Raw genomic sequence first — 11642 nt, 5'->3', positions numbered from 1 at the left:
TTTCGGCCGGATTCCTGATGGTAAACCAAAATCCCGCAGACCCCACCCACTAAAATACATATTGGCAAACGTCAGACCTTTTGCTAGAATAGTATTTTGTGGCTCCCCTTATTATGGGAGGAGCGGGTAGGGAGAGGGCAGTTTTATAGGAAGATTATATTATGAAAGCACGTGGAGGTATTTTTCAGTTAAAGAATCACGGTACCACGATGAAGCAGGAGATGATGGCTGGAGCAATCGGTTATTTCACGATTGTGTACATTATCGCTGTGAACGCTTTAATTCTTTCTGAAGCTGGAATTCCATTTGAAGGAGCGGTTATGGCAACCATTCTTGCCTCCTTCGTTGGGTGTTTGGTGATGGCCTTTTGGGCAAATGCACCAATCCTTCTGGTTCCAGGTATGGGAATTAATGCGATGTTTACGTTTACTCTCGTAAAATCATCCGGCTTAACGTGGCAGGAAGCTTTAGCTGTCGTAGTGATTTCAGGAATACTCTTTATGATCATTGCATTTACAAAGCTTTCAAAAGTATTATCGGAAGCCATTCCCCAAACATTAAAAGAAGCCATCACTGTAGGATTAGGGATGTTCTTAATGTTTATCGGTCTTGAAAAAGGCGGTCTCATCCAAAGAGGAGAGAGTGCCATCATCATGATTGGTGATTTTGGGGAATTAAAGGTGTTGGCCACGGTGCTGACATTCCTGGTGACGATCTTTTTGTTTGTTCGGAATGTGAAAGGTCAATTTTTATGGAGTATTGCTTTTGGAACCATACTGGGATTCATCTTTGGGATCGAACCATCGATTCAGTCCAGTTCATTCCAATTAAGTGAATACAGTCAGGTTTTCGGTCAAATATCCTTTAGCGCCATTTTGGAGATTCCGTTTTGGATTGCGGTTTTTTCAGTTACGATGGTGCTGGTATTTGAAAACATCGGTCTCGTTCATGGACATACGGATATGATCGATCAACCTCATAAATACTCTAAAGCCTTCCAGGCGAATGCATTTTCTGCCTTTACATCAGGATTCTTCGGAACGAGTCCGACGGTTTCTACTGTAGAAAGTGCTGCAGCCATGACAGCAGGTGGTCGTACGGGACTAACGAGTTTGACTACTGGAGTATTATTCTTGGGATCTGTGTTGTTTATTCCGTATTTAAAGTGGATTCCAGATCATGCTATCGCCCCAATCCTCATTATCATTGGCGGCTTAATGATTCAAAATATACGACATATGGATCTTCGTGATTTAACAGAGGCATTTCCAGCCATTTTTATCATTGCGATGATTCCATTTACGTACAGTATCGCAGATGGAATTGCCATCGGCTTTATTCTTTATCCAATTTTAAAATTGGCTACAGGTAAAGCGAGAGAAGTATCCATTCCTCTATATATCATTGCTGCATTGTTCCTTATGAACTTCTTTGTTCATTCGATTCATTAAAGCGGTAAAGAACTCAAGTGGATTTGTTCACCATTACGATTGAAATCGTAGTTGCTGACATGTCTACTTGAGTTTTTTTGGTCCTTACAACTACTTCCAAATTCCGTAGACTTTCCACATATTTCTTGGTATTATTATAGTGATTAATGAAACTTTTGAACTATTTTTATACATATATCAGGAAATCAGCAGGGGTGAGTGTAGTGGAAGTGTTTGTAGCGAGACAGCCAATTTTTGATCGGAATGGAGAAACCGTAGCTTATGAGCTTTTGTACAGAAACAATGAAATGAATATGGTTCCGAATATAGATGGGGACCATGCCACGGCCGATGTCATTATTAATAGCTATTTAAATATTGGTCTTGAAAGCTTGTCCGCAGGCAAGCCGTGCTTCATCAATTTCACAGAAAATCTTTTAATGCATAGAGTCCCTACCTACTTCAATCCCAAGGAAATTGTCGTGGAGATTTTAGAAAATGTAGTTCCTAGTCCTGAAATCCTGAATGTTTGCTTAGAGTTAAAGGAACTGGGTTATAAAATCGCTTTAGACGATTTTGTCTTTAATGAATCGGATCCTAACTACTTAAAATTAATGAAAATTGCGGATTATGTGAAGGTTGATTTTCTCCATACAACAGATACTGACCGGGGAACTATTGAAGTTTTCGCTAATTTACTGGGGTACAAGCTTTTGGCAGAAAAAGTGGAGACAGAGGAACAATATGAAGAAGCAAGGAGAAACGGATACCATTTCTTTCAAGGGTATTTCTTTAGTAAACCAAAAATCATTTCTACTCATGACGTACCTACATATTTTCATTCCTACTATTCGATTATTCAAAGCCTGGAAATGACGGAACCGAGCATTGATGTGATTAGTCGATTGATTGAACAGGATCTTTCATTGTCCTATAAACTTTTAAAATTAATCAATTCACCATCTTACCGCCCTAAACATAAAATTCATTCTATTCGACAGGCTATTGTCCTATTGGGTCTTCTGGAGATTAAAAGATGGATTTATGTTTTAGCTGTCAGGGAACAGGTAGGTAAGAGGAAGCAATTAGAAAACGAAGTTATTACATTATCTTTAACGAGGGCAAAAATGTGTGAGTTACTGGCAGAGAAGCACAATCGCAGTTCAGTGAAGTCGAGCTATTTCCTAACGGGTATGTTTTCATTGATGGAAACTATATTATCTATGCCCTTTGAAGTCATCCTGAATGAATTACCATTGAATGATGAAATCTGCAATGCACTAACGGGTACCTCAAACGAGTTCAAAGACATTCTGGAGCTGGTTGTTTTGCTTGAAAAAGCTGACTGGACAGCAATCGAAACAAAAATGGGCGAACTGAAATTAAACAAAAAAGATGTGATGGAATGCTATCAAACATCATGTAAATGGACCCGAGACCTCTTACATCTTGAAATAGCAGAGATCAGTTAGTTACCAAACAGGTTTATATTCCCCTGGAGTCAGATATTTTCGTTGGGGCTTTATATATCTCTTCAATTCAATGAGAAGTAATCGCTGGAGGTGCTTAGATGATATTTGGCGGGCTACATCTTTAGGAAAAGGATAGATACCGATTTGATTGAAACGCACACGATAGAGACCTTCATGTAAAAGGTCTTTTTTGTCATTCAGAATATGGGCCAATACAGTCACAACCCGGGAATGGAATTCGTCACACGCTTCTTCTACCTCTTGAACTTGAAACCGAAAAGTATACTCATCTGTCATGATCATCACCCATTCCATTGTCTCTAAATGGACGAAGAAATTCAACTTTTAAGTTTTCTACAAATCACACCTTGAGGATTATCTTTAATAATATTGGGTGAGATGATTGCGAAAAGAGCTTGTTTGTGGCAAGCTAAGACTATTAAGAATAGTTTACTAGTAAATTACCGTGGAGGGATTCACGATGAACTTGAATCTAATTAAATGTCATGGATCTGGAAATGACTTTTTACTGATTGATGAAATGACGAATGGATACGAATTCACTGAAGAAGCAAGGCAAAATCTTGCCCTTGCACTATGTGATCGAAAGTGGGGTATTGGAGCGGATGGAATCCTATTTGTGTTGTCAAGTGAACATTGCGATGCACAAATGAGGGTATTCAATGCAGATGGATCTGAAGCATCCATGTGCGGGAATGGACTTCGTTGTGTCGGTCGCTATGTGTGTGAGCTTCTCGACAAAACGACGATTGTGATTCAGACGATGAAAGCGGATCTGCGGGTTTCAGCTCAAGAGGCTATCTATGAAAATATACCGACGTATAATGTTGAAATTTCTCCTGTATTATTTGAATTGAATAAATTGCCGATGAATATGGATCGTGAGGAGTTAGTGGACGAGATGATTCCTGAAATTTCAGATCGATTATCGTTTACTGCACTGGCTGTCCCCAATCCTCATCTAATCAGTGTTGTAAGCACAGAACATATTCTTTCGAATGAGCAGAAGACGATTGCTGAAACAGTTAATGGTCCTAATAATCTCTTTCCTGATGGAGTCAATGTCAGTTTTGTTCATCCATTAGAAAAAGGTGCGATTTATGTTCGTACCTTCGAAAGAGGAGTAGGCTTTACAAATGCTTGTGGAACGGCCATGTCTGCATCCAGCCTTGTGACATGCTTACTCAATCAGAATGAGTTCGGCAAGGAAATAGATGTATATAATAATGGTGGAAAAGTACGTGTCGTGGTGAACCAATTAGGTGAAGGGCAATACAATATGGAGTTGATCGGGAATGCAACGTATCTCTACCAGGCTCAATTTGAATTGTCTATCACACATCCTGAAGATTATCGTGAGATTTCCAGACAGGATTTTACTGAAGAAGGAACGTACGAACTGCTTCAGAATCACGCCAAATCAATTGTTGATAGTAAAGTATTTATGAGTGCCTAAACGAATAAAAAGCCTGAGCTTGTGTAAGTCAGACGAGAGTGTCCCAAAAAGCTATGCTTTTGGGACATTCTTTTTTTTGTGATTCGATTGCTGTTTCAAAAATTGGATCACGTCATCAAATGGCTGGAGATCTTTTACCCATTCGAATTTAGTGAAGGGACACCCCATCTGCTGGAACCTTTGCAAAACAACATCTATTGTAAAGTGTTCTGGATGGAGGTCCTCATTTACTTCATACCACCAGAGGGGAGTGGCGATTAAAGCATCTTCATTCCCCCTTAGGGAATAAGGCGCAATGATGGTTTTTCCTTCTCCATGCTGAATGTAGTCCACGTATAACCTGCCTTTTCGGTTCTTTTTTAAACGCTCGATCGTAAAATCCTCAGGATAATTGGTCACAAGGTAGTGTGCAATGAATTCAGTAAACAAACCGGTGTCCTTCCATGTGTATCCCGGTGGTATGGGAATATACACTTGCAACCCCTTATTTCCTGACGTTTTCACAAAACTATGCAGGTTGAGTCGGTCGAATAGTTCTTTCATAATGGAAGCCGCCTTAACCGCCAGGGAGAATTGATCCCTGCTGGGTGGATCTAAGTCAAAGACCACTTCGTTGACAGATGTATCCTTCGTTCTTTGGAAAGGAATGTGAAATTCCAATGCAAGCTGATTTCCAAGCCAAATCAATGTCTCCAAGTTATTGCATACCGTATAGTCGATATTGTCCACCTTGTACGTTTCAATAAATGAAGGGGCGTAATCAGGCGTATTTTTTTGATAAAAGGATTCACCAAAGAGCCCGTGTGGAAAACGAATACAAGTCAATGACCTATCCTTCAGGAAAGGCAAGATAGCGACAGACATCTTCCGAAGATACCGAACGTAATCAAGCTTTGTCATTGATACTTTCTGAAACAATTCCTTATCTGGATGAGTAATTTCAACCCCACGCGGAAGGGATGCTTCGTCCAGCTTGAATTGCTCCATGGTGCAGGATTCCGGGGTAATGGAAAATAGAAAACGATGAAAATGTGGTTCCCTCAGTTGACCCTCATACCAATTCAAATATGAAATTTCGACAGTTATAGCTGGGTCTATGTAATAAAGGGAATTCTCATTCTTCGTATTATTCTTTTTGATCATTGCTTTTAATGACTTTTTCTCTCCAGGAGAAAGACCAAAGTGAAATAAGCCTATAGGCATAATCTTTTCGTTATTGAAAACGCCAATGTGATAGTAATCGTTCGTTTCATCCAGCGCAGTGATGAAACAGTGACAGTGTTTCCAATTCTTAGTTTTTACCCAACTTCTACTTCGTTTTCCCGCTTCCCACCTGCTATTCTTCCTCTTGGCGACAACGCCTTCACCTTCCTCTTTTTCTACAAGTTCCCATATTTCCTGTCGATCATTGAAATAGGGAACCATTTGAAGGGTAGATGGGAGAGAGGGGGTAGGTTCTAACGGCAATTGAAGAAAGGTAAAAACCTCTTTCAATTTTTCTTTTCTTGTAAGGTAAGGTTCGGGGGCAAATGATTTCTCCCCATACTGGAGTAAATCGAATGCCAGAAATTTAACGGGTCTTCCGGCTGCAGCAAGATTGATTTTCTGCTTATTTCGCATTCTGCCTCTTACCTGCAGTTCAAAGAATTCACTGCTGCAGGAAGAGCGTAATAGGGCAATCTCTCCATCCAAAATGAAAGGTGTAGGTAAATCTCTTTCATTGAGTAATGTTTTAATCTCTTTTTCAATTTCCGGGAAGTGTGGAAGCAATTCCTTCCCATTTCGACTTTGAAGACTTATCTGATTCTCAGAATCAACGTAGAGAATTCCGCGAAATCCATCATATTTCACTTCATAAAGCCATTCCTCATGTTCAGGGAGTTCATCATATAAGGTAGGAAGCATCGGTTTCATATCTATTCACCTGATTTTTAGTATTAGTGTGACCAATGAGTGTTTATTTATTTCCAGATGTTTAAGGGAATGAAGAGTATCGGCCAACTAAATGATAAGGATAAGGGATTAGTTTATGTGAAGGAGGGTATTGATATATGCATACGATGTGGAAAGGCTCAATTAGTTTTGGACTGGTGAACATCCCAATTAAACTTCATTCTGCTACAGAAGATCGTGATATTAAGCTTCGTTCACTTCATAAAGAGTGTCATACACCGATTAAATATGAAAAAGTATGTCCAGCATGTGAAAAAGAAATCGGACATGATGACATCGTTAAAGGCTATGAAGTGACGAAAGGGAAATTTGTCGTTCTTGAAGAAGAGGAATTGAAGGAATTGAAGGAAGCGAACGGGGATAAAGCCGTGGAAATAGTAGACTTTATCAAAATGGAGGAAATCGACCCGATATTCTTTGATCGGAGTTATTTCGTTTCACCGAATGATGGAGGGAAAAAAGCATATTCATTATTGCGAAAAGCTCTTCAGGAATCAGGAAAAGTAGGTATCGCCAAAATCACGATGAGATCGAAAGAACAACTCTCCATCGTTCGGGTATATGAAAATACACTCGTAATGGAAACCATTCATTATCCAGATGAAGTGAGGGGTACAGGGGATGTACCCAATGTTCCAGAAGAAGATGAAATAACCGACAAAGAGCTGAAAACAGCAACGATGTTGATCGATCAGCTTACAACTGAATTTCAACCGGAGAACTATAAAGATCAGTATCGAGAACGCTTGAGTCAGTTGATTGAATCCAAGCAAACCGGGCAAAAGGTAGTCACAACGAAAGAAAAAGAGCCAAGGGAAAATGTGACAGATTTAATGGCGGCACTTCAAGCCTCCATTGATTCATCCAAACCGAAAAAGACGAAGAAGCAAACGAAAAAGAAAACGACTTCAAAGAAAAAAGCTCAATAGAACATAAGCCGTGAGTAAAGAGAGGGACAAGTTTTGGAGGAGAAACATATAAAACAAGGAGTATTTGTTGCACTATCGGTCATTTGTTTGATTGCATTTACATGGGGATTCGTCACGATTGTCGAAGAGTGGAAAGAAAATGAAATCGCAGAATTTGACAATGGTGTCTTTGAGGTAGTAAGAGGATTTATCTCACCGAAGTTAACGACCTTTATGACTTTCATCACTTTCTTAGGTGGTATAAAAGGAATCACTATCATTGCTTGCAGTGTGGTTGTCATCTTACTGTTTTTAAAAAAATATCCACTGGCGCTTTTTGTGGCGATTACGATCACATCAGGGGCAGGGTTTAACGGGCTGCTCAAATGGATTTTCAAACGAGAAAGACCTGATATTGAAGCACTGATCGAGCAAGGCGGTTATAGCTTTCCCAGTGGTCATTCCATGAGTTCCTTTATTTTCTACGGGACTCTTGCATTCATATTGTTTCGAGCACTAGATCATAAACGGTATAAGTGGGCAAGTGTCATTGCGATCAGCTTCCTGGTCCTATTGATTGGTCTAAGCAGAGTGTATTTAGGAGTGCATTATCCAAGTGACATTCTTGGGGGGTTCACTGCAGGAGGTGCCTGGTTGACGCTTTGTATCGTCATTTATGCATACTTCCATAAACGAAAACATTGGAAAGAAAGTGAGAATTAAATGGAAACAAAGCGCTCAGAAATTCTTCTGAGCGCTTTGTTCCATTATCATTAAAATAAATTAAAAATATACGGTCCAATGGAAGTGGCATAAAGAAGAATGTAAATACCCATGAAATAAAATACTCCACCAAAAGTACCCCAGTCAGGATCTCTCCCTAATTTCCATAGTAGTGAAGTAATGACGCTGATAACGAGTAATACTATATACTCACTTCCTGAAAACATCAGGTATTCCGGAGCGGCAAAGTAGAAGTAATCGCCCATCGCTTTAGTGATAAAGGTTATCGGCATGACTAAAAACATAATGATAGAGGCATATTCAACCCAGTTGATCTCTTCTTTCTCAAATATATTTGGTTTAAAAATATAAAGCAGAATTAAAAGAAATAGAGAAGGCAATACCCAATAAAATGAAACCATAATCGTGAGTAAGCTGCTGAATATCATTAGTACGGAATTGTTAAAGGCTTCTTTGACACTTCGTTTCGACCATTCTGTGCTATTGGCGATAACTTGTGCATCCTGTGAAGCGCCAAATAATTCATACGTATCTCCATCATATTCCAACCAGGCAATGCTCTTATTAGTAAGCTTGAGTGGAGAATACGTAAAATGTTTAGTTGTACTGATTGGAGCCGCTGTTAATTGGTTAGAGTCACTGAAAGGTGCTACATATAGACTAATCGCATTCTCATCCCCAACCCGATGACCTTCTGATGTGAAGAGAATGGATTTTTCCCCATTAATGGAAAGAAGTTGTGCGGTTCTTGGACTTTGAAGTTTGCCCCCTGACATTTCGTTCGTAAAATCAATTTTTGTGGGTTTCAAAATAGAAGATCCTATTTCATCTATCGGTGTTTGCAACTTGAAAATCTTATATGACAATGTGCCTTGTGCTCGCATCTCTTCATTATAAAGAAGAGTCAATTGATTGTTTTCTGTGGTAAAGGTTAATCCATTCATATGATGATTCGTTGCTGTGTTTACAATTGCAAATGGTTCTTTCACTACTTGTAACGTATCATCCATGTAATAAAGGTGAGAATGAACGTCATCTTGTCTAACCTGTATTACGGAACTGCCACTATTTCCAATATAGACGTCCAGGATTTCATTAGAAAAGCTGAAAACCTCTTTCACTGATAAATCAACAGGGTTAAGAGAAAAAAGGTTCTCTTTATTCCAGAAATACACAGAATTCATTGCCGTGCTTATCCCTGTTGCTTCCTCAGCATTCGTCGTTACTTCATTACTTTCTGTAGAGATTAATTTGTCATCCTTGAACTGAATGACTTTCGTACCGTCTGTCCAAAAAGGATGGCCTCGGGTAACGCTGATGTCTAGCGTGGTTTCTCTGGTTGAATCCAGTGCTTTCTCGAAAGTAAACCCTGTAATTTTCCCGTTACTTGCCAAGTAGAGTCCTTCATCTCCATTAAAGATAACAGGGCGTTCTTCAGAAGTGTAGTCTAATGGGATGGATCTACTCCAATCAGGCTGTGGTTGTTGTTTGACTTGTAACAGCTGGTGGAGAAATAGTGCCCCTATAAACAGAACGATTAACACTAAAGGTATTCCAAATGATTTGAATTTCTTTTTCAAACATATCCCCCTCAATTCTCTATCTCTATAATATGAGCTCAATTTAGAATTTTACCATAATTCACATTTCGAGGCACCAAATATTTCCTTCGGTAAATAAAAGTTTTATATTGACATTTAGTATATGAGAGATTACAATGATATTGAAAATCATTCTCATTTGAACAAAAGAGTTTCCCCCTCTTTCAATAGAGAGAATGGTTCATGAAAAACCCCCTTTATTAAATATAAAAAGACAGACCCTCAGCATCTGGTGCGGGTCTGTCTTTTTATATTGCATTTCATTTCTTACTGTCGTAAATTGTTAAAGGATGTTGTATTTTAAGGAGGGGTAAGAGTAAGTGGATCATAAAGAAGATAAACGGTTCAGGGTTGCTGGTCACGAGGCACTGATAGGCATAGCACTTGTCCTTATAAATTTCTTATGGTGGTATGGTTTTGCATTCGGTTTAGGTGGTCAACCGGTTTCAGATTATGATTGGATCCTCGGGATGCCAGAGTGGTTTTTTTACAGCTGCATCGTTGGCTTTTTTCTTATGGTATTGTTAGTGATCATCGTCGTAAAGTACATGCTTACTGACATTCCTTTTGATGATGAGGAGGATGATCATGAATAGTATGGCATTGATTCCCTTATTCGCTTTTTTAATCTTGATTTTTGTTGTGGGAATTTATACGGCCAGAAATGTGAGTAGAGCAGATTCCTTCGTCCAGGAATACTTCTTGGGAAGCCGTCAGCTTGGCGGATTTATTTTAGCGATGACCATGATTGCGACCTATGGAAGTGCCAGTAGTTTCATCGGAGGACCGGGCGCAGCATATACATATGGTTTATCGTGGGTTCTTTTAGCTATGTCACAGGTTGTAACAGGTTACTTTGTTCTCCTAATACTCGGGAAGAAGTTCGCGATTATGGCCCGGAAATACAAGGCCGTTACATTGATCGATTATCTACAGGGCAGATATGGAAGCAATAAGATCACCATTCTATCGGCCATCAGTATCATCCTATTTTTATTTTCAGCCATGATTGCTCAATGGGTAGGGGGAGCGAGGCTCATTGAATCATTGACCGGTTTATCCTACGAGAGTGCTCTTTTTCTGTTTGCCGTATCGGTACTCGTTTACGTCATTATCGGAGGCTTTCGTGCGGTTGCCGTCACCGATGCGATTCAAGGGGTGGTCATGCTTGGTGGGACCATTATTCTATTGATTGCCACCATCATAGCGGGAGGTGGCATGGAAAACATCATGATGGGATTGAAAGCGGAAAATCCTAACTTATTAAGTCCCCATGGTCATGATGGAGAATTAAGTGCCCGCTATATTTCGTCTTTCTGGATTTTAGTGGGCGTGGGTGTTGTCGGATTGCCTCAGGTGGCAGTTAGAGCCATGAGCTATAAGAATTCCCGGTCCTTACACAGAGCGCTCATAATCGGAACCATTGTCGTCGGTTCCATTATGCTCGGTATGCACTTAATTGGTGTGCTTGCAAGGGTTGTGGTCCCGGGAATAGAAGTGGCGGATAAAGTGATGCCCCTTCTTGCTTTAGAAGTTCTTCCACCATGGCTTGCCGGGATTGTCCTGGCTGCTCCGATGGCAGCGATCATGTCGACAGTGGATTCATTATTATTGATTGTTTCCTCGGCTATTGTGAAAGACGTGTATATGAATTTCATCAATAAAGATGCAAGGGAAAAACAAGTCAAAAGGATTAGCTTTTGGGTGACAAGTATAACGGGAATTCTCGTTTTTCTTATGGCGCTCAGTCCTCCTGAATTAATTATCTGGCTTAATTTATTTTCATTTGGAGGCCTTGAAGCTGTATTTATTTGGCCGATTGTTTTAGGTCTGTATTGGAAAAAGGGAAATGCCCATGGTGCCATTGCTTCTATGATTTCAGGACTGGTGGCGTACATCTTATTTCACAGTTTTGCACCTAATTATCTGGATATGCATACAGTCATTTTTCCAATTATCATTTCCTTTTTCATGTATGTGCTCGTTTCCCTGTTTACTCAAGCACATTATCGTCAAGATGGATGGGTTTAACCCATCCATTTTTGTATTTATCGAGG

10 protein-coding genes are annotated in these 11642 nt (G+C 39.8%); 7 read left to right on the top strand and 3 right to left on the bottom strand.

What is annotated here, in order from left to right:
- Positions 1 to 161 precede the first annotated feature (161 nt).
- Together ACOSV2_RS06710 and ACOSV2_RS06705 are read left to right on the top strand one after the other, a co-directional pair.
- Complete coding sequence (locus tag ACOSV2_RS06710; protein WP_428974480.1) at positions 162 to 1451, top strand: NCS2 family permease; 1290 nt, start codon at positions 162 to 164, stop codon at positions 1449 to 1451.
- 203 nt (positions 1452 to 1654) lie between these two features.
- Positions 1655 to 2902: an EAL and HDOD domain-containing protein gene (locus tag ACOSV2_RS06705; protein WP_428974479.1), complete on the top strand. Its 1248-nt coding sequence runs from the start codon at positions 1655 to 1657 to the stop codon at positions 2900 to 2902.
- Here ACOSV2_RS06705 and ACOSV2_RS06700 read toward each other — a convergent pair whose 3' ends face one another.
- The gene (locus ACOSV2_RS06700) at positions 2903 to 3199 is read right to left on the bottom strand and encodes a hypothetical protein (protein WP_428974478.1); all 297 of its coding nucleotides are present in this window, start codon (positions 3197 to 3199) and stop codon (positions 2903 to 2905) included.
- 184 nt (positions 3200 to 3383) lie between these two features.
- On the opposite strand from ACOSV2_RS06700, the gene dapF reads away from it, so the two are divergent.
- Positions 3384 to 4379, top strand: coding sequence for a diaminopimelate epimerase (dapF, locus tag ACOSV2_RS06695; protein ID WP_428974477.1), 996 nt, complete (start codon positions 3384 to 3386; stop codon positions 4377 to 4379).
- Positions 4380 to 4430: 51 nt separating this feature from the next.
- Here the strand turns inward: dapF and ACOSV2_RS06690 are convergent, their stop codons facing one another.
- Complete coding sequence (locus ACOSV2_RS06690; protein ID WP_428974476.1) at positions 4431 to 6293, bottom strand: DNA ligase D; 1863 nt, start codon at positions 6291 to 6293, stop codon at positions 4431 to 4433.
- A 137-nt stretch (positions 6294 to 6430) separates the two neighbouring features.
- On the opposite strand from ACOSV2_RS06690, the gene ku reads away from it, so the two are divergent.
- Entirely contained in the window at positions 6431 to 7261 is an 831-nt protein-coding gene (gene ku, locus ACOSV2_RS06685) for a non-homologous end joining protein Ku (RefSeq protein ID WP_428974475.1), read from the top strand.
- A gap of 33 nt (positions 7262 to 7294) precedes the next feature.
- A complete protein-coding gene (locus tag ACOSV2_RS06680) occupies positions 7295 to 7963 on the top strand; it encodes a phosphatase PAP2 family protein (RefSeq protein ID WP_428974474.1) in 669 nt (222 codons plus the stop codon).
- A 50-nt stretch (positions 7964 to 8013) separates the two neighbouring features.
- Here ACOSV2_RS06680 and ACOSV2_RS06675 read toward each other — a convergent pair whose 3' ends face one another.
- Positions 8014 to 9564, bottom strand: a complete 1551-nt coding sequence (locus ACOSV2_RS06675) for a hypothetical protein (protein WP_428974473.1) — start codon at positions 9562 to 9564, stop codon at positions 8014 to 8016.
- 341 nt (positions 9565 to 9905) lie between these two features.
- Here ACOSV2_RS06675 and ACOSV2_RS06670 point away from each other — a divergent pair, with 341 nt between their 5' ends.
- Together ACOSV2_RS06670 and panF are read left to right on the top strand one after the other, a co-directional pair.
- Positions 9906 to 10181: a YhdT family protein gene (locus ACOSV2_RS06670; RefSeq protein ID WP_113971402.1), complete on the top strand. Its 276-nt coding sequence runs from the start codon at positions 9906 to 9908 to the stop codon at positions 10179 to 10181.
- Positions 10174 to 11616, top strand: coding sequence for a sodium/pantothenate symporter (gene panF / locus ACOSV2_RS06665; RefSeq protein WP_428974472.1), 1443 nt, complete (start codon positions 10174 to 10176; stop codon positions 11614 to 11616). The genes ACOSV2_RS06670 and panF overlap by 8 nt, the downstream gene beginning before the upstream one ends.
- The last annotated feature ends 26 nt before the right edge of the window (positions 11617 to 11642 follow it).

It is taken from the genome of Rossellomorea sp. DUT-2 (assembly GCF_052665285.1).
Note: the sequence above shows the minus strand (reverse complement) of the source record. Positions and strands in the feature narration are given on the sequence as shown.

Excerpts from the sequence above, each read along its gene's own strand:
- ACOSV2_RS06710 (WP_428974480.1), top strand. The coding sequence starts at position 162 with ATGAAAGCACGTGGAGGTATTTTTCAGTTAAAGAATCACGGTACCACG.
- ACOSV2_RS06700 (WP_428974478.1), bottom strand. The coding sequence starts at position 3,199 with ATGACAGATGAGTATACTTTTCGGTTTCAAGTTCAAGAGGTAGAAGAA.
- dapF (WP_428974477.1), top strand. The coding sequence starts at position 3,384 with ATGAACTTGAATCTAATTAAATGTCATGGATCTGGAAATGACTTTTTA.
- ACOSV2_RS06690 (WP_428974476.1), bottom strand. The coding sequence starts at position 6,293 with ATGAAACCGATGCTTCCTACCTTATATGATGAACTCCCTGAACATGAG.
- ku (WP_428974475.1), top strand. The coding sequence starts at position 6,431 with ATGCATACGATGTGGAAAGGCTCAATTAGTTTTGGACTGGTGAACATC.
- panF (WP_428974472.1), top strand. The coding sequence starts at position 10,174 with ATGAATAGTATGGCATTGATTCCCTTATTCGCTTTTTTAATCTTGATT.